A 21004-nucleotide genomic window follows, 5' to 3' on the forward strand; every position below is an offset into this window, starting at 1 on the left:
GGTTCGGCGGCCAGCGGCCGTCGTTGCGCTGGGATTCAGGCCCCGCTGGTCACTGTGGGTGGGTGGAAGAGGCCCAGCGGTGTGGCCCGGTGGTGCAAAGTGGTCCCTCGCGGGCTGCCGTGTGACGGCAGTGAACTCCCGTGACGAGGGAGGCATTTCGACTGTCTCCGCAGCGGGGTTTGCACCGCCCGGCAGGGCGAAGTCGCCGAAGTCCGGTGCCCGTGTGACGTGAGGGGACTGCTGGGGCGGGAGAGGCACGCCGACCGCCCACTCGGGCGGAGTCGCGTCGCCTCGGTGGTGCTAAGTCCGTCCTCGCGGGCCGATCCGTGACGGGTGTGTCTGGTGTGACTTCAGAGGCGCACTCCCGCCCGCGAGAACGCAGTCTGCACCACGACCGGCCCTCCCCACCCACCGGGAGTGACCAGCGGGGCTTGAATCCCAGCCCAAAGGCGGCGGCCGGCCGCCGAGCCTGGATTCGGCACCCCATTCAACGACCGCGCACCCCCCACGGCGGGAAAGCGCATCCCCGGCCTCGGCCACAAACCAAGCCCCCACCCACCCAGGCGCAGGCGCAGGCGCCCACGGCGGGAATGACTCCCCCGCCTCCCCGCGTGGCCACGCCCCCCGGCCGCCCTCCGAGAGTTTTTGCGCGCCTGGATCCGCCGGGTCAAGGGTGGCCGAAGGCCATCGCGCAGCGACGCGACGAAGGAGCGCCCTTGACGCGGCGGCGGAAGGTGCGACTCTCGGAGAGAGGGCGGCCGTACCGCGCCTACTTCAGGGCGTCCACGAAGACGGACCAGGAAGCAGTGCGGAACACGAGCTTCGCACCGCCCGGAACCCTCGAGTCACGGACCGAGACGACGCCCGGGTGCCCGACTTCATGGTCGTAACCCTCCCGGATCCCCCGGAGCGTCAGTTCAAGGTGAGCGGGGAGTACGCCTCCCGATAGCCCGTGCCCGGCGGCGGCATGGCGGACGCCGTGGTCCTCCAGTCGGGCCGTTCGGACCGTACGCCGTGACGTCGTCGTGCAGCGAGTCCCCCGCCCGCACGACGAGCGGGGCCGCTGCCGTCGAAGGAGTCCTCCACCCGGGGGTGGAGGACCTCGTCGCTGAGTACGGTCACCCGCCCTCAGAGGCGGCGGAACACGGACACGACCTTGCCGAGGATCGTCGCCTCGTCGCCGGGGATCGGCTCGTAGCGCGGGTTGGCCGGGAGCAGCCAGACGTGCGGGCCGTCGTGGGAGAGGCGCTTGACGGTGGCCTCCCCGTCGAGCATCGCCGCGACGATGTCGCCGTCGTCCGCCGTGTCCTGGGCCCGCACGACCACGACGTCGCCGTCCTCGATGTGGGCGTCCCGCATCGAGTCGCCGACGACCGTCACGGCGAACAGCCGGCCCGCGCCGACGACCTGGGCGGGCAGCACGAGGGTGTCCTCGACGTGCTCCTCGGCGGTGATGGGCGCACCGGCCGCGATCCGCCCGACGAGGGGCACGGCCACGGCCCGCCGCTCCCCCTCCCCCGCCAGCGGGCCCTCGGCCCCGCCGCCGGTCGCCTCGGTGTCCGAGCCGCCGTCGGCGAGCACGTACGCGCGCGGGCGCTGGGGGTCCTGCCGCAGGACGCCCTTCTTCTCCAGGGCCCGGATCTGATGGGAGACGCTGGACGTGCTCAGGAGCCCCGCGGCCGCGGCGATCTCCCGCATCGAGGGCGGGAAGCCCTGCTGCCGCGTGTGCCGTCGGATGATGTCCAGGATCTGCTGCTGTCGCTGGGTCAGCCCGTCCCGGTTCGTCCGGGTGCCCGGCGGCCGGCCGGCACGGTTCCTGCCCATGGTCGGCCTCCGTTCTTCAGCTTCGCCGATGAGGGCACACTAACCCGGACCACCGGCATCACAGCAGGTCGGGGGTCGCGGATCGGATCACTCGAAGCGCGAGGGGTCCCCTGCGCCGCGTCGTACGACCTCGGCCCCGCCGCCCGAGAAGTCCACCACCGTCGTGGGCTCGGTGCCGCAGTCGCCCGAGTCGACGACGGCGTCGAGCACGTGGTCGAGCCGTTCCTTGATCTCCCAGCCCTGGGTCAGCGGCTCGTCCTCGTCGGGCAGGAGCAGCGTGCTCGACACCAGGGGTTCGCCCAGCTCGGCGAGGAGCGCCCGGGCGACGGGGTGGTCCGGGATCCGCACACCGACGGTCTTCTTCTTGGGGTGCATCAGCCGGCGCGGGACCTCCTTGGTGGCGGGGAGGATGAAGGTGTAGCTGCCCGGGGTCGCCGCCTTGACGGCGCGGAAGACGTCGTTGTCGACGTGCACGAACTGGCCCAGCTGGGCGAAGTTCTCGCAGACCAGGGTGAAGTGGTGCCGGTCGTCCAGGCGTCGGATGGATTTGATCCGCTCCAGGGCCTCGTGGTTGCCGATGCGGCAGCCAAGGGCGAAGCAGGAGTCGGTGGGGTACGCGATCAGGGACCCCGACCGGAGGCTGTCGACCACCGTGCCGATGGTGCGCGGCTGCGGGGACTGCGGATGGACGTCGAAGTACTTGGCCATTTTCCGACCCTACGGGATGGGCCGCGTCCGGACTCCGTGACGGCGGCGCGCTCCCCTCTTCCGGACGGGTGGATCCGGTGCGTTGACAGCGTCGCTCAGGGCTCCGGATACTGACTGATGGTTCAGTCAGTAACCGAGCCGGTCACCCGTTGCCGCATCTGGAGGCACCATGTCCGACCTCCCCACCGAGCTGGTTCCGTTCACCCCCGAGCAGCGTGGCATCGTCGAACTCTCCCGGACCTTCGCCCGCGAGGAGATCCGCCCCCGCGCCCGAGCCGTGGACGAGGCCGACGTCGAGACCCCGTGGGACCTGTGGCACAAGGCGGCCAAGGTGGGGATCACGGGCTTCATGCTCCCCGAGGAGTACGGGGGCGGCGGCTTGACCGACGTCTTCACCCAGTGCCTGGTGCAGGAGGAGCTGTGCGTCGGTGACCTCGGCATCGGAAACCTGCTCTGCTCCAACGGCTTCTTCGCCGACCCGCTGCTCGAACTCGGCACCGAGGAGCAGAAGCGGACCTGGCTGACCCCGCTGACCGGCGCCGACTCCCCGATGACGGCCCTCGCCACCACGGAACCCGGCGCCGGATCCGACGCCGCGTCCATCGTCACGACGGCGACCCGCACCGACGGCGGCTACCTCCTGAACGGCCAGAAGTCCTGGATCTCCAACGCGGGCGAGGCCGAGCAGTACGTCGTCTTCGCCAAGACCGACCCCGCCCTGCGTTCCCGGGGCGTGACCGCCTTCCTGCTCCGCAAGGACACTCCCGGGCTCGCGTTCGGCGAGCCCATGCGGAAGATGGGGCAGCGCGCGATCGTCTGCCGCGAGATCTTCCTCTCCGACGCCTTCGTGCCCGAGGAGAACCGCCTCGGCGAGGAGGGCCAGGGCTTCCAGGGCCTGATGCGCACCTTCGACATCTCACGCACCGTGCTCGGCGCGGCGGCGACCGGCGTGGCGCGGGCCGCGTACGAGTACGCCCGCGACTACGCCCGCACACGCGAGCAGTTCGGCAAGCCGATCGTCGAGCACCAGGCCGTCGCCTTCCGGCTCGCCGACATGCGCACCCGTATCGAGCAGGCCCGCCTGATGACCTGGCGCGCGGCAAAGCGCCTCGACGCCGGCCTGACCGCCACGACCGAGGCCGCCATGGCCAAGCTGACGGCGTCGGAGACGGCCGCGTACTGCACATGGGCGGCGGTGCAGACGCTCGGCGGCTGGGGCTACTCCCGCGAGTTCCCGGTGGAACAGTGGATGCGGGACGCCAAGCTGGAGGAGATCGAGGAGGGCACCTCGGACATCATGCGGCTCGTCATCGCGCGGGGGCTGTGATGAGCGGCCCCGTGGCGGACCGCACGGATGACGGCACCGGTACGGAGGACTGGAGCGACGCGGACGGCCGGCCGGGCCGCAGCCTCAGCGGGAGCCTCAGCGGGGGCGAGGCGGTCGTGCGGGCGCTCGCCGCGCACGGGGTCACCGACGCGTTCGGGATCCCCGGGACGCACAACCTGGAGATCTACCGCCATCTCGGTCCGTACGGCATCCGCCATGTGACGACCCGTCACGAGCAGGGAGCCGGCTACGCCGCCGACGGGTACGCCCGGGTGTCCGGGCGGCCCGGGGTGGCGATCACCACGACCGGGCCCGCGCTGCTGAACATCGCGGCGGCGGTGGGCCAGGCGTACTCCGACAGCGTGCCGCTGCTGGTCGTCTCACCCGGCATGCCGCTGCGGCACCCCCGGCAGTCCACCGGCCTCCTGCACGAGACGCGCAGCCAGACGGAGGCCCTGCGCGGGGTCGCCGCCTTCAGCCATCGGGTGGGGTCGGTGGCCGAGATCGGGGCGGCGGTGGCGCGGGCGTTCACCCTCTTCCGTACGGGACGGCCCCGGCCCGCCCACATCGAGGTGCCGCTGGACCTGCTGGAAGCGGTGGAGCCGCTCGGCCCGGCCCGGCTGGCGCCGCCCGCCGGGCCGCCGGCACCGGATCGCGCCGCGCTCGCGGCGGCGGTCGCCGCCCTGCGCGGGGCCCGCCGTCCCGCGCTCGTGCTCGGCGGCGGCGCGCGGTCGGCCGCGCCTGAGTGCCGGGCGCTCGCCGAGGCGCTGGGCGCGCCCGTGGTCACCACGGCCAACGGCAAGGGAATCGTGGACGAACGCCACCCCTTGTCGGTGGGCGTGGCGCTGCACAGTCCGGCCGTACGGAAGTGGCTGGCGGACCGCGATGTCATCCTCGCCGTCGGCACGGAACTGGCCGAGTCGGACATCTGGAGCACGCTGCCGCCCCTGCCCGGCACGCTGATACGGGTGGACGTCGACCCGGCCCAGATGTACGCGGGGCTCCCGGCGGACGTCCCGCTGGTCGGTGACGCGCCGGTGGTGCTTCGCGCGCTGCTGGCCGCGCACCGGGAAGGGGACCCGGAAGGGGGCCGGGCTTCCGGGACCGTCACGACCGGAGCCGTACCGGCCGAAACCGCCGGAGCGGGAGCGGTACCGGCCGCAACCGCCACGACCGTCGCCGGAACCGCCGGAGCGGGAGCCGTACCCGCCGGGACCGCCACGACCGCCGCCGTACCCGCCGGGGACGAGGACCGCACCGGCCTCGGCCCCCTCGTCGCCGCCCTGCGCACCGCCCGCGACGACGAGACGCGCGCCCGGGACGCACGCTGGCTGCCGTATCTACGGGCGATGCGCCGGGTCCTCGCCGAGGACGCGGTCATCACCTCCGACAGCGCCCAGTGCTGCTACTACGGCGCACTCCCCCACCTGCCGATCGGGCCCGAGGGCCGCTATCTGCATCCCACCGGCTTCGGCACCCTCGGCTTCGCCCTGCCGGCCGCGATCGGCGCGAAGACGGCGTGCCCCGGGCGTCAGGTCGTGGCTCTGAGCGGCGACGGCGGGCTGCAGTTCTCGGTGCAGGAGCTCGCCACCGCCGCGCAGACGGGCCTTCCGCTGCCCGTCGTGGTCTTCGACAACGGCGGGTACGGCGAGATCCGCGAGGAGATGGCGGCCCGCGGGGACGCGCCCACGGCCGTCGACCTGCCCGCGGTCGACCTGCCCGCGCTGGCGCGCGCGTACGGCGGGCGGGGCACGACCGTCCACTCCCCCGGGGAACTCGCCGCCGCGCTGGCCGAGGCGCTGACCACCCCCGGACCCACCATCGTCACCGTCCCCGAGGAGAACTCCCGATGACGACCCCCGAGCACGCCCGGCCCCTCTCGCCCGTTTCCCCTCCCCTGGTCTCGGTCACCTGGACGGACCATGTCACCGGCCGCCAGGGGCACCTGGTGATCGACCGGCTCGTGCGCGGCGTGTCCAGCGGAGGGCTGCGGATGCGGGCCGGCTGCACCCTCGACGAGGTCGCGGGACTGGCCCGCGGCATGACGATGAAGGAGGCCCTCCACTACGACCCGGAGGGCCGGTACATCCCGCTCGGCGGGGCCAAGGGCGGCATCGACTGCGATCCGCGCGACCCCGAGGCGTACGGCGTGCTCGTCCGCTACCTGCGCGCGCTGCGCCCGTACGTGGAACGCTTCTGGACCACCGGCGAGGACCTCGGTCTCACCCAGGACCTGGTCGACCGGGCGGCCGCGGAGGCCGGTCTCGTCTCCTCCATCCAGGCGGTCTATCCGCTGCTCGACGACGAGGCCGCGGCCCGCCGCCGGCTCGCGGACGCGTTCGCCGTCGAGGTGGACGGCATCGGGCTCGACGAACTCGCGGGCGGCTGCGGTGTCGCCGAGTCCGTCCTGACGGCCCTGGACCGGGCCGGCGTCCCGTACGCGGGGACGCGGGTGGCGGTGCAGGGCTTCGGGACGATGGGCGGGGCGACGGCCCGGTTCCTGGCCCGCGCCGGTCTGGTCGTCGTCGCGGTCGCCGACGTCAAGGGCACGATCGCCCATCCGGAGGGCCTGGACGTCGAGGCGCTGCTTGCCGCCCGTGACGCGTACGGCACGGTGGAACGTACGGCCCTGCGGGCGGAGGACCGCGAACTGCCCGGCGACGCCTGGCTGTCGGTGGACGCCGACGTGCTGGTCCCGGCGGCCGTCTCGTACGCGATCGACTCGGCCAACCAGGGTGCGATCAGGGCTCGTTGGATCGTCGAGGCGGCCAACATGCCGATGCTCCCGGACGCGGAGGACCTGCTGGCCGCGCGCGGCATCACCGTCCTGCCGGACGTCGTGGTCAACTCCGCCACCAACGCGTGGTGGTGGTGGACCCTGTTCGGCGACATCGGCGCCGACGCCGACGAGGCCTTCGCGCACATCCGACGCGCCATGCGGGCCTTGGTGGGGCAGGTCCTGGACCGGGCCGAGCGGGACGGGATCACGCCGAGGGCCGCGGCGCACGGCGTCGTCGCCGACCGGCTGCCGGTGATCGCCGAGCGCTTCGGCTGGTACGCATGAGCGGCCACATGGGCCCGGCGGGTCCCCACGACGGTCCGAGGAGTCCTCACGTGGCCCCAGCGGGGCCCTACGACGGCCCGACGAGTCCCCACGCCGGCCCAGCGGGTCCCGTCGGCCCGGCGAGTCCCCACACCCGCCCGGCGGGCAGCCGCCCCGGCCCGCTGGGCAGCCGCCCCGACCGGGCGGGCAGCCCCTCCGACCCGCCGGGCAGTCTCTTCGACCCGCGTTCGGTCGCCGTCGTCGGGGCCTCCGCCAACCCGGCCAAGTGGGGCTACTGGCTGGCCTCAGGGGCGCTCGCCGGGCGGTCCCGGCGCACGGTCCACCTGGTCAACCAGCGCGGCGGCCGCCTCGACGGCGTGCCCTTCCTGCCGGACCTCGGCTCCCTGCCGACCGTCCCGGAGCACGTCGTGGTGGCGGTGCCGCCGCGGCAGGTGCGGTCCGTGGTCGTCGAGGGACTCGCGGCGGGGGCCCGCTGCTTCACCGTGATCACGTCGTCGGGCGGGTCCGCGTCCGCGGAGGAGCGGGAACTGGCCGACCTGGTCACCGCGCACGGCGGGCGGCTGCTCGGCCCCAACTGCATGGGCGTCGTCGACACCACCACCCAACTGCGGCTCAGCTGGGGGGACTTTCCGGCCGGGTCGGTCGGTCTGGTCTCGCAGAGCGGCAACCTCGCCCTGGAGATAGGCCGGCTGCTCGCGCGGGCCGGGCAGGGCTTCTCCCGGTTCGTGTCGCTGGGCAACCAGCGTGACATCGACGCGGCCGACGCGCTCGCCTCGCTCGTCGCGCACGAGGCGACCCGGGTCGTCGCCGCGTACGTGGAGGACTTCCGCGACGGACGGCGCCTGGCCCGCGTCCTGGCCGCGGCGCACGCGGCCGGCAAGCCGGTCCTCCTCCTCACCCTCGGCCGCAGCGACGCCTCCGGGCGCGCCGCGGCCTCCCACACGGGTGCCCTGGTGAGCGCCCGGTCGGTGGTGGCGGCGGTGTGCCGCGACACGGGCGCGGCACTGCTGGACTCGGCCGGGGAACTCGTCGACACGGCGGTGCTGTTGGCCGCCACGGGGGGCCGGCTCCGTACCGTAACCGGCCGGCCGCCGGTCGGCGCCGCGGACGCCGAAGCAACGCACGACGGCGGCCTCGTGGCCCCGCTCCGCGTCGCCGTCGTGGGCGACAGCGGCGGGCAGGGGGCCCTGGCGGCGGACGCGCTCGCCGTACGGGGGCTGGACGTGCCGGTGCTCGGCAAGGCCACCCGGGCCGCCGTGACCGCGTACCTGCCGGGTGACGGCGGATGTGGGAACCCCGTCGACCTCGCGGGCGCCGGGGAGGCCGACCTGCGCACCTACGCGAGGGTCACGCGGGCGCTGCTCGACGGCGGGGACACCGATGTCACGCTGCTGACCGGGTACTTCGGTGACTACGCCGGCGCGACCCCCGGCCTGGCCGAACAGGAGTGCGCGGTGGCACGGGAGCTGGGCGAGGCCGCGCGGACGGCGGGCCGGCCGCTCGTGGTGCACACCATGGCCCGTGACACTCCGGCGCTCGCGGTGCTGCGCGAGCAGGGCGTGCCGGTCTACGAGCGGATCGAGCAGGCGGCGACGGCGCTGGCGCACGCGGCCCGCCTGGAGCGGACGGTGCCGTGGGATCCGGCGGAGGGCACAGGGGTGACGCCGCCGCTTCCGGCCGCCACAGGCGTCCGGCCCGTCACGCACGTCGGGCCCGTCGCGCCGGTTGCGCCGGTTGCGCCGGTCGCGCGGGCTGCGCCGGTCCCGCCCCTCCCGCCCGTCACGGACATCACCCCCGTCGCGGACATCACGCTCGTCACTGCCGTCACACCCATCGCGCCCATCGCGCCCGTCCCGTCCATCACCCCCGTGACCCCGGTTACGCCCCTCCCGCCCGTCACGGACGGTACGTACGAGAGCGTCCGCGCGCTCCTCGGCTCGTACGGACTCGCCTTCCCCGCCGCCGCGTTCGTCACGGACGCCGACGAGGCCGTCGCGGCGGCCCGTCGCAGCAGCGGCTATCCGCTGGTCCTCAAGGCGATGGGGCTGGCCCACAAGACGGAGGCGGGCGGTGTCGCCCTGGGCATCGGCGACGAGGCCGGGCTGCGGGCCGCGTTCGCCCGGATGCGGGCCGCGACCGGCGCCGGCCGTTTCGCGGTCGAGGCGATGGCCGTCCACCCGCACGCGGTCGAGCTCATCGCCGGAGTGCGCCACGACCCGGCGTTCGGGCCCGTCGCCATGGTCGGCCTCGGCGGGGTCACCGCCGAACTGCACGCCGACACCGCCCTCGCCCTCGCCCCTCTCACCCCGCGCCGCACCCGTGAGCTGCTGCTCTCCCTGCGCCACGCGCCGCTGCTCACCGGCTGGCGGGGCGCGCCCGCGGTCGATCTGGACGCCGCCGCGGACGCGCTGTGCGCGGTGGCGCGGGCGGCGGTCGAGCATCCGGAGCTCGCCGAGCTCGAAGTGAATCCCCTGCTGGTCCACCCGGGCGGCGCCGTCGCCCTTGACGCCCATGGAGTGATGGCATGACGGGTTTCGACGGCCGTACGTACATCGTGACCGGTGGTGGCAGCGGTATCGGCCGGGCGATCGCGCTCGCCCTCGCCGGGGCCGGCGCGCGGGTCGCCGTGGCGGGCCGCGACCGCGGGCGGCTCGACGGGACCGTCGCGCTGGCTGCCGAGGCCGAGGCGGCCCGGACGGGCGAGGACCGGAGCGGGGGCGCAGGCGGGGCCCGGGTCGGGAGCGGAGGCTGCGGTGAGGTGTTCGCGGTGCCGACGGACGTGCGGGATCCGGAGGCGGTGGACGCGCTGGTGGCGGCCACGGTCGAACGGTTCGGCGGGGTCGACGGCCTGGTGAACAACGCGGCCGGCAACTTCGTGGTGCCGGGCATCGACCTCTCGCCGGGCGGCTGGCGCGCGGTCGTCGACATCGTCCTCAACGGCTCGTACTACTGCACCCGCGCGGTCGCCCGCAGGCTGCGCGAGCAGGGCACGGGCGGGTCGATCCTCTCCGTGATCGCCACCTACGCCTGGCACGGCCACCCGGGCACCGTCCACTCGGCCGCCGCGAAGGCCGGCGTGCTGGCCATGACGCGGACGCTCGCCGTGGAACTCGCGCCGCTCGGCATCCGGCTGAACTGCGTCGCCCCGGGCCCCACCGAGACGGCCGGCGCGGGCGCGGCCCTGTGGGCGACGCCCGAAGCACGGGCGGAGGTGCTGGCCACGGTCCCGGCCGGCCGTTTCGCCACCCCGGCGGAGATCGCCGAGGCGTCGCTGTTCCTGCTGGGCGACGGCGCCTCGTATCTGACGGGCGAGTGCCTGACCGTGGACGGCGGCCAGTGGCTGGGCAAGCAGGTGTACGGGCGTGCGGCCGGCCAAGCGGTGCCGATGCCCTGACGTGTGCGTGCGCGAGGGGGCGGCCCGGGTGGGCCGCCCCCTCGTTCCGTACGTGGGTCCGCGTCAGCGTTCCGTCCTGCGGGTCTTGGCACCGAGGGCGTAGAAGACGAGGCCGATGACCGCGATGAGCATCAGCGGGACCACCTGGCTGAGGGTGTACGCGGTGCGCTGGCCGGCGAAGGCGGCGGGGAGCGAGTCGGCGGGTGAGCCGTCGGTGCCGAACCAGCCGACGCCGAAGCCCGGCCAGATGAGGACGACCACGGTGAAGGCGACGAGGCCGGTCGCGAGGACGGTGACCGTCCAGGCGCCGAGGCGTCCGCCGGGGACGGTGTAGGGGCGGGGCGTGTCGGGGTACTTGCGGCGCAGCACGAGGAGGCTGGGGAAGGTGATGACGTACGAGATGAAGGTCGTGCAGATCGTCAGGCCGAGGCCCGCGGCGAAGTACTTCTCGCCGTCGCCCTCGGTGAGGTTGAGCGCGACGACGAGGAGGACGGACGCGAGCACCGCGGACAGCAGGTTCACCCGCACCGGTGTGCCGTGCTTCTCGGAGATGGTGCCGAGCCAGGCGGGGCCGGCGCCGTCGGCGCAGGCCACGGCCTGGGCGCGGTGCGCGCCCATCGCCCAGGTCACGCCGGAGGTGAGCAGGCCGATGATGAGCCCGGCGGCGGCGATGCCGCCGAAGACCGCGCCCGCCCCGGTGAGGGTGACGGTGCCGTCGGCGGCGATGGAGCCCCCGTAGACGGTGAACACGGCCTTGCAGGCGTCGATGAAGCCGCCGAGGCTGCCGATCCGCTCGCTGGGCAGAACGAAGAGGATGCCGAGGATCGGGCCGCCGTAGAGGACGAGCGAGGCGAGGCCGGAGCGGAGGATGGAGAGCGGGATGTCACGGCGCGGGTTGCGCATCTCCTCGGCGGCGGAGCTGGGCAGTTCGAAGCCGACGTAGTTGAAGATGAGGACGGGGACGAGGGCGACGAAGCCGACGTAGGTGGGAGCGAACTCGCTCGCGGGCAGGGTGTGGACACCGTTCTGGACGGCGTAGACGACGACCGAGACGAGGAAGAAGCCGAGGAGCACGATACGGGCCAGGGCCCCGGCGATCGGCACCCACTTGCCGACCCGGACGGACTGGACGACGGCGAGGGCGCCGCCCCAGATGAAGACGAGTCCGGCGGCGTACTTCCACAGTCCGGGCAACGGGGTGAAGAACTGCTCCCAGGTGGTGAGGGCGATGATGCAGAGACTGCCGCCGACCCACACCGGGTTGGAGATCCAGTAGAGGATCTGGTTGAGGCCCGCGGTGAGCCGGCCGAAGGCGAGCCGGGTCCATACGTACGGGCCGCCCTGGACGGGGAAGGCGGAGCCGAGTTCGGCGACCAGGAGTCCGTACGGGAGGAAGAACAGCAGCGCGAGGACGGCCATCCAGGTCAGGCCCTCGGGGCCCTGGGCGGCGACCGAGCCGATGGTGTCGAGGCCGACGAGGGTGCAGATGAGGAACAGCAGGACGTCGAAGCGGCGCAGCTCCTTGCGGAGCCTGCCGCGCTGTTCGGTCCAGCCCTCGGAGAGGTCGGGCGTTGCGGCGCTGGCGGGGGTGGTGAGGGGAGCGGAGGTTTCGGGAGTGGCGGGGGTGTGGCTCACGAGGCGGACTCCTACGGCGGCACGGTGACACGGTGACACGGGGGACTCGTACGGGAGCGGCATGACATGAGGGGACGGCTCGGGACGCGGGGGGCTTGTGACGGGACAGCCTTCTGCCGGGACAGCCTGGGACTGTACGGCCTTGTGACTGGACGGCCTTGTGACTGCTCAGCCTTTGTGACTGCACAGCCTTGTGACCGAACGACCTCTTGACTGCTCAGCCCCTTTTGACTGAACAGCCAGTCAGTAGCCAGCACTGTGAGCCCGGCCACACGGCACTGTCAAGAGCTGTGTAGGGTGCGGGTGTGGCCAGAGTGCGGTTGAGCGTGGAGGAACGGCGCGCGGAGATCCTGCGCGTCGCCGTCGAGCAGATCGAGGCCCGCGGCGTCGGCAACGTGCGCATCGCGGACGTCGCGTCGGCGCTCGGCGTCAGCAGCTCGCTGGTGCTCTACCACTTCTCCACCAAGGAACTCCTCGTCGCCGAGGCCTTCGCCCACGCCGCCGCGGGCGACCTCGCGCACCTGCGCGAGATCCTCGGCAAGCCGCGGACGAGCGCCGTCCGGCGGCTGCGCTCCGCGGTGAGGTGGTACGCGCCGACCGGGCAGGCCAAGGGCTGGCGGCTGTGGATCGAGGGCTGGGCGGCCGCGCTGCGCGAACCCGCCCTGCGGAAGGTCACCCGCGATCTCGACCAGCAGTGGAAGGCGGCGATCGCCGAGGTCGTCGCGGAGGGCGTCGCGGCCGGCGAGTTCGCCTGCGCCCATCCCGCGGACGCGGCCTTCCGCCTCACCGCGCTGCTCGACGGACTGGCCGTCCAGACCACCTCGTACCAGGGCGCCATCGGCCGGGCGACCATGCTGGAGTGGGTCGACGACGCGCTCGTACGAGAACTGGGCATCGCCCACGAAGACTTGACGCGCGCCGACTGACCCGGCCGCCCGTCCCTGGCACCGCCGGCATCCCGCCGCCCCGCCCTGGCACCGCCGGCATCCCGCCGCCCCGCCCCTTCCCGAGGCAACCGCTGTCGCAACCATTGACGCGCCCGTCAGTGTTGCCGCATCCTCTCGGCGCATGGAGAGACAGAGCACAACGCGTCTGATCGAATCCGAGGTGGTGATCGTCGGCGGCGGCTACGCCGGCCTCGCCGCGGCCCTCCGACTCCACGACGACGCCGTCGACTTCACGCTGGTCGAGGCGGCCGACCGGGTCGGCGGACGGGTGCTGACCGAGACGCGGCCGGACGGCCTGACCATCGACCACGGGGGCCAGTGGGTGGGCCCCACTCAGACCCGCCTCGTCGAACTCGCCGCGCGCTTCGCCTGCCCCACCTTCCCGACCTGGGAGAAGGGCCACCACATCGAGGTCGGACACGACGGGACCCGCATCCCCTACACCGGTTCCGCACCCGAGCACGGGCCGGGCGTCGCCGTGTATCTCCAGATCACCGAACACCTCGACGCCCTCGCCCGCACGGTGGACACCGTCCGGCCCTGGCGCACCGCCCGCTTCGCGGAGTGGGACGCGCGGACGGCCGGGGATTTCTTCCGCTCCGAGACGAACGAAAAGGAGGCGCTGCGCCGGCTCGACCTCGCCGTTCAGGGCCTGTGGTGCGCCGAGGCCCACGAGATCTCCCTCTTCCACGTCCTCTTCTCCATCGCGGCGGCCGGCGGCTACGAGCAGCTGATGGAGACGCGCGGCTGCGCCCAGGACAGCCGCTTCACCGGCGGCGCGGCCGCTCCCGCGCACGCCGTCGCGTCGCTGCTCGGGGACCGGGTGCGGCTCGGCGAGCAGGTGCGCTCGATCGCGTGCGGGCCGGACGGCGTCCGCGCCCGCACGGCGTCGACCGAGATCCGGGCCCGGCGCGCGATCGTGGCGCTGCCCCCGCACGCCGTACGCGCCGTGGACTTCACGCCCCCGCTCCCACCCGCCCGCGCGGCCTGGCTGGCGCACGCGCCGATGGGCCGCGTCGCCAAGGTCCACGCCGTCTACGACACGCCCTTCTGGCGCGAGGAGGGACTGTCCGGCGTGGCGACGCTGTACGACGACGGCCCGGTCGGCGTCGTGTTCGACAACTCCCCTTACGACGCCTCCCCCGACGAGACCGGCTCCTGCGGCGTCCTCGTCGGTTTCGTGTACGGCGACCGGCTCGACCGCTTCGCCGCCCAGGAGGAGTCCGCCCGCCGCAGCGCCGTCCTCGACAGCCTCGCCTCCGTCGTCGGCCCGCGCGCCCGACGGCCGCGTGACTACACCGAGAAGATCTGGACCCACGACCCCTTCGCACGGGGCGGTTACGAGGCGTATCTGACCCCCGGCGGGTGGAGCGCCGCCGGGGAGCGCGGCTGGCGGACCCCGGTCGGGCCCGTGCACTGGGCGGGCACGGAGACCGCCTCGGTGTGGAACGGCTACATCGACGGCGCCGTGTCGTCGGGGTACCGCGCCGCCGACGAGGTGCTGACGGCGCTGCGAACAGCTGACGGGGAACGAGGGCGGGGGCGGGGGCGATGACGGCCGACCGGACGCGGGCCGGGGAAGACGACGTACAGGACGCAGGCGGGCAGGACGACGCACGGGCGGTGGCCGAGCGGGCACGGCTGGTGGTGCGGGCGGCGCCGGTCAGTCAGCGTGAGTTCGCCGAGCGCGTCGGCATGGATCCCACCGCGCTCTCCAAGTCCCTGCGCGGCAGCCGCCGTCTCGCGGACCGCGAGCTGGCCGCCATCGCCCGGGTGGGCGAGGTGTCCGTACGGTATCTGCGCACCGGGCGGGGCCGCCCGCCCGCCGGTGCGGGCGGTCAGGGCGGAGCCGAGGCCCGGCGCCGCGCCGACGCGGTGGACGCGGAGGTGCGCAAGGAACAGATCCTGCGGGCGACCGCGCGCCTGATCGCCCGGCGTGGCTTCCACCGGGTGCGGGTCGCCGACATCGCCCGCGCCTGCGGGACGAGCACCGGCACGATCCACTACCACTTCCCGACGAAGGGCGACGCGCTGCGCGCCTCCCTGCTGCACTGCGCGGACCGCCTCCACCGGCGGCTGGACGCCGAGTTCCGGGACGCCGACGGCGCGGCCGAGAAACTGCGCCGGCTGATCGACGTACAGCTGATCACCCGGGACGAGGACCGCGACGAGTGGTCGGTGTGGGTGCAGTCGTGGAACGAGGCGATCGTCGACCCCGCCCTGCGGGAAGGGCAGCGGGCCGTCTACACGCGCTGGCGGCAGACCGTGCTCGACCTGGTCCGCGCCTGTCAGGCCGAGGGCATGGGAGCCGCCGCCGACGCGGAGGCGCTGACCAGCCGGTTCACCGCGATGGTCGACGGTCTGGCGATCCAGGTGCTGGCGGGGACCGCGGAGATGTCGGCGCCGCGGATGCGCGAGCTGCTGCTGGACGCGTTCGAGCCCCACATCACCCTGCGCGTTCCCGGAAAGGTGCTGCGATGACGACGCTGACGCGGTTCCCCCGGCTCCTGAGCCCCCTGCGGATCGGCGGCGTGACGCTGCCCAACCGGATCGTGTCCTCCGGTCACGACACCGTCCTGGCCGAGGACGGCGCCGTCACCGACGACCTGATCGCCTATCACGAGGCGCGCGCGGCCGGCGGCGTCGGACTGATCGTGCTCCAGGTCTCCGGCGTGCACGAGTCCGCGCGCTACACCACCCATGTGCTGATGGCCACCGACGACTCCTGCGTCTCCGGCTACGCCCGGCTCGCGCGGGCGGTCCACCGGCACGGTACGAAGGTGTTCGGGCAGCTGTTCCACCCCGGGCGGGAGATCCTGGAGTCCGCCGACGGCACGGCGCCGGTGGCCTGGGCCCCTTCCGCCGTCCCGAGCGAGCGCTTCCACGTCATGCCGCGGGCGATGACCGAGCAGGAGATCCGCGAGGTCGTCGACGGTTACGGGCGGGCCGCCCGGCGGTTGCGGGAGGCGGGTCTCGACGGTGTGGAGGTCGTCGCCAGCCACGGCTATCTGCCGGCGCAGTTCCTCAGCCCGCACGTCAACGTCCGCACCGACGGCTGGGGCGGCGACCCGGAACGCCGGCTGCGGTTCCTGCGCGAGGCGCTGCGCAGCGCCCGCGAACAGGCCCGGCCCGGGTTCGTGGTGGGCCTGCGCATCTCGGGGGACGAGCTCAGCCACGACGGTCTGGACACCGAACTGGTGCTGGACGCCGTCGCCCGCCTGGACGGCGAAGGGCTGCTCGACTACGTCTCGGTGTGCGCGGGCAGTTCCTCCAGCCTGTCCGGCGCCCAGCACATCGCCCCGCCCATGGCGCGGCCCGCCGGCTACACCGCCCCGCTCGCCGCGCGGGTACGGGCCGTGGTCGGCGTCCCGGTGATGGTGGCGGGCCGGATCAACCAGCCGCAGGAGGCCGAGCAGATCATCGCCGGCGGGCAGGCCGACGCCTGCGCCATGACCAGGGCCCTGATCTGCGACCCGGAGCTGCCGGCCAAGACGGCCGGGGGGCGCGCCGAGGAGATCCGGGCCTGTGTCGGCTGCAACCAGGCCTGCATCGGCCACTTCCAGCTCGGGCATCCGATCTCGTGCATCCAGCACCCCGAGACGGGTCGGGAGCGCCGCTTCGCGCTGCTGCCGCCGGTGACGCGGCGCCGGCGGGTCCTGGTCGTCGGCGGCGGGCCGGCCGGGCTGAAGGCCGCGGCGGTCGCGGCCGGGCGCGGCCACGACGTGGTCCTGCACGAGGCCGGCCGGCGCGTCGGAGGGCAGGTGCTGCTGGCCGAACGGCTGCCCGGCCGGGCCGAGTTCGGCGGCGTGATCACCAATCTGGAGGGCGAGGCGCGTCGCGCGGGGGTGCGGATCCTCACCGGCTCGCGGATCGATGCCGGGGCCCTGGCCGCCGCCTCGCCCGACGCCGTGATCCTGGCGACGGGCGCCGTGCCCCGCCGGCCCCGGCTGGAGCTGCTGGACGACCCGGTGGTCCTGGACGCCTGGTCGGTGATCCGGGGCGCCGAGGTGCCGCGCGGCCGCGTCGTCGTGGCGGACTGGCGCGGCGACTGGATCGGCCTGGGCGTCGCGCTCCTGCTCGCGGGCCGGGGGCGGAAGGTGACCCTGTGCGTGACGGGTTTCGCGGCCGGCGAGCACCTCCAGCAGTACGTACGGGCCGGGATGCTGGCCGAGGCCGTACGCGCCCGGGTCGAGGTGGTTCCCAACGTCCGGCTGTACGGGGCCGATCCGGACACCGTCTATCTGCAGCACGCGCTGACCGAGGACCCGGTGCTCGTGGAGGACGTCGCCGCCGTCGTCCTGGCCCAGGGCCACGTGCCGGTCACCGACCTCTGCCCGACGACGCCGGACCTGCCGGCCCTGGGTCTGCCGGCCGACCGGGTCCTCGCGGTCGGTGACCGCGTCAGCCCGCGCACGGTCGAGGAGGCGGTCCTGGAGGGCCTCACCGCGGCGGCGACGCTGTAGCGGGATGCGGTGGTGCCGCTCCGTGCGGGCGCGCGGGGGTGGACCGGTGAGGGGCGGGGAGAGCGAGGGCGCGGCCGAGGAGTCCAGGCGGGCGGAGGACCGGTTACGGGAGAAGGACCGGTTACGGGAGGGGGTGCGGGCCGTCGTGGGCGCCGTGGCTCCCGGGACGGCGACCACCATCGCCGGCGAAATGTTCCGCGCCGCCGGCCGGCGGGCCGGCGCGCCGAGACGCGGAAGGGCGACGGCGGGCGTCCGTCCCCCGGGCGTCGCGGGCCGGCGGGGGTCTATCTCCCGGTGACGCGGATGCGCAGCTCGTACGGCCTTCCGCTGCTGATGGCCTCCGCCTGGTCGGCGAGGTCGGCGGGGGTGAAGCCGAAGAGCGCCCGCTCCGCCGCCGCGCGCAGCAGCGGCACGATCGCCGCCACGGGCCGTCCCCGGTGGGTGACGGCGAGCTCGGCGAACGCCTGCTGATAGGGGGTGTCGTACCCGCTCGCGGGGTCCGCGAGAAGGTGGTCGAGGTGCTGCCGGTCCACGCTGAGCTCACCCATGACGGCTCCCTTGCGACGGTGGGCCGGGTACGTCCCGGCCCCGTGTCTCCGACGCTACGGGCAGGGTCTGACAGTGCCCGTGGTCCGCGCCGTAGCCCGCCGCCGTGGGCCACCGTCCGTAACCCGCCGCGCGCCCGCCGCCGTGGGCCGCCGTCGTAACCCGCCTCGGTAGCCCGCCGTCGTAACCCGCCGTCGCGGGGCCGGCCGGAGTCCTAGGCTGTCGTCCATGATCGTTCCGGCTCCCCCGCCCTCCCCGTCCGCCCCGCCGCCCCTGACCCTCGCCGACGCGCGGGCCCTCCAGGGCATGCTGGGCGCGGAGATCGGGCCCGGTCTCGGCGAGCGGGAGCTCGACGCGGTCGAGGCCCGGTTCGGGTTCACCTTCTCGGCGGACCATCGCACCTTCCTCGCGGCCGGTCTCCCGCTCGGGTCGCCGAGCTGGCCGGACTGGCGTGACGGCGACCCGGAGGAGCTGGCCGGACGCCTTGCCCGGCCGGTCGAGGGGGTGCTCTTCGACGTGGAGCACAACAGCTTCTGGCATCCGCGCTGGAGCCCGAGGCCGGCGGGGACGGCCGAGGCCCTGCGGGTCGCGCGGGCCGCGCTGGCGACGGTGCCGCGTCTGGTGCCCGTCTACGCCCATCGCTGTCTGCCCGGCATCGCGGGCCAGTGGGGTCACCCCGTGCTGTCCGTCCACCAGACCGACATCATCCTCTACGGGAACGATCTCGCCGACTACCTCCGGCGCGAGTTCACCGGCCGGTCGGGCAGCCTGTTCGGGCACGCGACCGTGGACTTCTGGTCGTCCTTCGTCGGAGGCGGTCCCGGCATCGACGTGACCGCGCCCACGCCGTACCGCCCGTACGCCGTCACCGTGCCCCAGGCCGTGGAACAGCTGCGCATGCTGGCGCTGGAGCGGCTGATCGGCCGGCCGCACCACCCGGAGCAACTGATCGAGGCGGGCCTCACGGCGCTGGTGCTGGGCGTCGAGTCGGAGTCGCTGCCCCTGCTCGCCGGCCTGACGCGCGCGGAGCGCGGGGAGGCCGACGCGCTGTTCGAACGGGTCCTGACCGAGCTGGGCCTCGCGGATGCCCTTCCCGCCGAGGACGCCGGGGCCCAGGCCGGGGCCGGGGCCGGGGCCGGCGCATGGGCCGCAGGATCCTTGGTCGGCCGGGAAGGCGTCCGTGCCGAAGGCGTCGGGGCCGAACGCGTCCGCTGGGAGCTCGTCCGCTGGTGGCTCCGGCTCGTCGTGACCGGCGCTCTGGACCCCGCCGCCGGTGGTGACCTCATCTCGTACGAGGCCTGGGGACCTCTGGACGGTCCTCCGGCGCTCCGGCCGCTCGTCGACCTCACCGACGCGTACGCCGACACGTACGCGGAGACATGCGCGGAGACATGCGCGGAGACGGACGCCGACCCGCATGGCACCCCCCACGGGGCCCGCGAGCGGGCGGCCGCGGCCATCGTCGCGGAGGCCGCGGCCCTGCTCGCCGGTCCCTGGCCGCCACCGCCGGGCGCGGCTCCCCCACGGCCGGAGCGCCGAACGGAGCACTGACCGGCCTGACGGCGCGCCGGACGGGCGTCGCGCCCGCGCACCACGGCGTCGCAGGTGGGGGCCATGAATCGCGCCGGAGCGGGCACCCGTCAGTGAAGCGCCCGGGGGCGTCATCCGGTGACCCACCCGCGGGCGCTCAGGCGTGCACTGACTCCCTCACATGAGCACGTTAGGTGCATAGGTTCACCGAAGTGGGGCACTCGTACGGTCACACCGGCGGCGTCGATCACGGCGAGGCCGGTCGGAAAACGCCGAGTCGTCCGCTGGGAGGCGCCGTGACCGTCCGGATCGGGGTCGAGGAAGAGTTCCACCTGATCGACGTCGAAAGCGGGGAACTGGCCCCGCGAGCCGATGCGGTGCTCCGCAGGCTGGGCCGGCACGCGGAGGGTTACGCGCGTGAACTGTCGCAGTCGGTGATCGAGACCAACAGCGGGGTGCACGATTCCCTGGAGGACCTGCGCGCGGACCTGTCCGCGTCACGGCGACGGCTCGACCGAGCCGTCTCCTCCCAGGGCCTGGCGATCGCGGCCGCGGGCACCGCCCCGCTGACCCGGCTCGGGACCGTGCCGCCGACTCCTGACGAGCGGTACCTGCACATGGCGGACGAGTACCAGCGTCTCGTGGACGAGCAGCTGATCTGCGGTGCGCAGGTGCACATCGACGTGCCGGACCGGGACACCGCCGTGCGGGCCATGTGTGCCGTCAGCCCCTGGCTGCCGCCGCTTCTGGCCCTGTCCGCCAGCTCTCCCTTCTGGCTCGGCACGGACACCGGCTATGCGAGCTGGCGCACCATGGTCTGGCAGCGCTGGCCCACCTCCGGCGCGCCCGCGTGCTTCGCCGACGCCGAGGAGTACGACCGGACGCTCGACGAGCTCGTCCGCTCGGGCGTCCTCAGCGACCCCGGCATGATCTATTACGACGTCCGCCCGTCGGCGCACCTGCAGACTCTCGAGCTGCGCATCTGTGACGCCTGCCCGCGCGTCGAGACGGTGGTGCTGATCTCCGCGCTCTTCCGGGCGCTGGTCACCGACGCGTGCGAGACGGTCCGGACCACCGGCGGCGCGGGGTGCGACGGCCGGCACGAATGGCTGCGCGCGGCCACCTGGCGCGCGGCGCGATCGGGCCTGGAGGGTGACCTGATCGACCCCGTCACCCGGCTCGCGGCGCCCGCCCCCGCGGTCGTACGCGGCATGCTCCGGCGGTTGCGGCCGACGCTGGAGGAGTACGGCGACTGGGAGGCCGTCACGTCCCTGACGGAGGAGGCCCTGGCCCGCGGCAGCGCCGCGCACCGCCTGCGCACGAAGGCGGCGGAGGAAGACCTGCTCGCCGCCCTGGACGACGTCCTCGCCCAGACCCGGGGCGAGACGCTCCGCCCCGCCGGGAGCGGCCGGGGCCCGAGACGCATCGGGGGCCCGCACGCCCGGCCGGGCGGCTGGCGGGACGGCTGGACGGCGGCGAGCGCCTGACGCCACCCGGTGCTGCGCTGCTCGCACCGTACGTATCGCCGCGACCCCTCGCAGAGCCCATAGCAGAACCCACAGAGCC

Annotated in this window: 16 protein-coding genes; 11 read left to right on the plus strand and 5 right to left on the minus strand. The window is 74.3% G+C overall.

The annotated features are described in order from the left end of the window. Positions 1-769 precede the first annotated feature (769 nt). The 3 genes from ABTZ91_RS34175 to ABTZ91_RS25105 all read right to left on the minus strand — a co-directional run bounded on the left by ABTZ91_RS34175 (position 770) and on the right by ABTZ91_RS25105 (position 2532). Positions 770-1222 (minus strand): DUF397 domain-containing protein, encoded by a 453-nt coding sequence (locus ABTZ91_RS34175; RefSeq protein WP_407078022.1) that lies wholly within the window; start codon positions 1220-1222, stop codon positions 770-772. After that, the gene (gene lexA, locus ABTZ91_RS25100) at positions 1129-1824 is read right to left on the minus strand and encodes a transcriptional repressor LexA (protein ID WP_352079484.1); all 696 of its coding nucleotides are present in this window, start codon (positions 1822-1824) and stop codon (positions 1129-1131) included. The genes ABTZ91_RS34175 and lexA overlap by 94 nt, the downstream gene beginning before the upstream one ends. Positions 1825-1911: 87 nt before the next feature. Further along, the gene (locus ABTZ91_RS25105; RefSeq protein WP_352079485.1) at positions 1912-2532 is read right to left on the minus strand and encodes an L-threonylcarbamoyladenylate synthase; all 621 of its coding nucleotides are present in this window, start codon (positions 2530-2532) and stop codon (positions 1912-1914) included. A 169-nt stretch (positions 2533-2701) separates the two neighbouring features. On the opposite strand from ABTZ91_RS25105, the gene ABTZ91_RS25110 reads away from it, so the two are divergent. The 5 genes from ABTZ91_RS25110 to ABTZ91_RS25130 are packed head-to-tail and all read left to right on the plus strand — an operon-like array spanning position 2702 to position 10317. Continuing rightward, the gene (locus ABTZ91_RS25110) at positions 2702-3859 is read left to right on the plus strand and encodes an acyl-CoA dehydrogenase family protein (protein ID WP_352079486.1); all 1158 of its coding nucleotides are present in this window, start codon (positions 2702-2704) and stop codon (positions 3857-3859) included. An 11-nt stretch (positions 3860-3870) separates the two neighbouring features. Continuing rightward, positions 3871-5712 (plus strand): thiamine pyrophosphate-dependent enzyme, encoded by a 1842-nt coding sequence (locus tag ABTZ91_RS25115; protein WP_352079487.1) that lies wholly within the window; start codon positions 3871-3873, stop codon positions 5710-5712. Continuing rightward, positions 5709-6923 carry a Glu/Leu/Phe/Val dehydrogenase dimerization domain-containing protein gene (locus tag ABTZ91_RS25120; RefSeq protein ID WP_352079488.1) on the plus strand — a complete coding sequence of 405 codons (1215 nt, stop codon included), beginning with the start codon at positions 5709-5711 and terminating at the stop codon, positions 6921-6923. Before ABTZ91_RS25115 ends, ABTZ91_RS25120 begins: the two co-directional genes overlap by 4 nt. 50 nt (positions 6924-6973) lie before the next feature. Then, a complete protein-coding gene (locus tag ABTZ91_RS25125) occupies positions 6974-9451 on the plus strand; it encodes an acetate--CoA ligase family protein (RefSeq protein ID WP_352079489.1) in 2478 nt (825 codons plus the stop codon). Beyond that, complete coding sequence (locus tag ABTZ91_RS25130) at positions 9448-10317, plus strand: SDR family oxidoreductase (RefSeq protein WP_352079490.1); 870 nt, start codon at positions 9448-9450, stop codon at positions 10315-10317. The genes ABTZ91_RS25125 and ABTZ91_RS25130 overlap by 4 nt, the downstream gene beginning before the upstream one ends. A gap of 63 nt (positions 10318-10380) precedes the next feature. Here ABTZ91_RS25130 and ABTZ91_RS25135 read toward each other — a convergent pair whose 3' ends face one another. Beyond that, the gene (locus ABTZ91_RS25135) at positions 10381-11952 is read right to left on the minus strand and encodes an APC family permease (protein WP_352079491.1); all 1572 of its coding nucleotides are present in this window, start codon (positions 11950-11952) and stop codon (positions 10381-10383) included. Between the two features lie 305 nt (positions 11953-12257). Between ABTZ91_RS25135 and ABTZ91_RS25140 the strand changes: the two genes are divergently transcribed. From ABTZ91_RS25140 to ABTZ91_RS25155, 4 genes are all read left to right on the plus strand, one after another. After that, positions 12258-12878: a TetR family transcriptional regulator C-terminal domain-containing protein gene (locus tag ABTZ91_RS25140; protein ID WP_352079492.1), complete on the plus strand. Its 621-nt coding sequence runs from the start codon at positions 12258-12260 to the stop codon at positions 12876-12878. A 142-nt stretch (positions 12879-13020) separates the two neighbouring features. Continuing rightward, complete coding sequence (locus tag ABTZ91_RS25145; RefSeq protein ID WP_352079493.1) at positions 13021-14454, plus strand: NAD(P)/FAD-dependent oxidoreductase; 1434 nt, start codon at positions 13021-13023, stop codon at positions 14452-14454. Between the two features lie 68 nt (positions 14455-14522). After that, positions 14523-15380 carry a TetR/AcrR family transcriptional regulator gene (locus ABTZ91_RS25150; RefSeq protein ID WP_352079494.1) on the plus strand — a complete coding sequence of 286 codons (858 nt, stop codon included), beginning with the start codon at positions 14523-14525 and terminating at the stop codon, positions 15378-15380. Further along, a complete protein-coding gene (locus ABTZ91_RS25155) occupies positions 15377-17362 on the plus strand; it encodes an FAD-dependent oxidoreductase (RefSeq protein ID WP_352079495.1) in 1986 nt (661 codons plus the stop codon). Before ABTZ91_RS25150 ends, ABTZ91_RS25155 begins: the two co-directional genes overlap by 4 nt. Before the next feature lie 284 nt (positions 17363-17646). Here the strand turns inward: ABTZ91_RS25155 and ABTZ91_RS25160 are convergent, their stop codons facing one another. Beyond that, entirely contained in the window at positions 17647-17910 is a 264-nt protein-coding gene (locus ABTZ91_RS25160; RefSeq protein ID WP_352079496.1) for a hypothetical protein, read from the minus strand. A gap of 226 nt (positions 17911-18136) precedes the next feature. On the opposite strand from ABTZ91_RS25160, the gene ABTZ91_RS25165 reads away from it, so the two are divergent. Both ABTZ91_RS25165 and ABTZ91_RS25170 read left to right on the plus strand, forming a co-directional pair. Further along, positions 18137-19459 (plus strand): hypothetical protein, encoded by a 1323-nt coding sequence (locus ABTZ91_RS25165; RefSeq protein WP_352079497.1) that lies wholly within the window; start codon positions 18137-18139, stop codon positions 19457-19459. 275 nt (positions 19460-19734) lie between these two features. After that, positions 19735-20925 (plus strand): glutamate--cysteine ligase, encoded by a 1191-nt coding sequence (locus ABTZ91_RS25170; protein ID WP_352079498.1) that lies wholly within the window; start codon positions 19735-19737, stop codon positions 20923-20925. Positions 20926-21004: the final 79 nt, after the last annotated feature.

It is taken from the genome of Streptomyces sp. NPDC126499 (genome assembly GCF_040302485.1).
GTDB lineage: Bacteria > Actinomycetota > Actinomycetes > Streptomycetales > Streptomycetaceae > Streptomyces.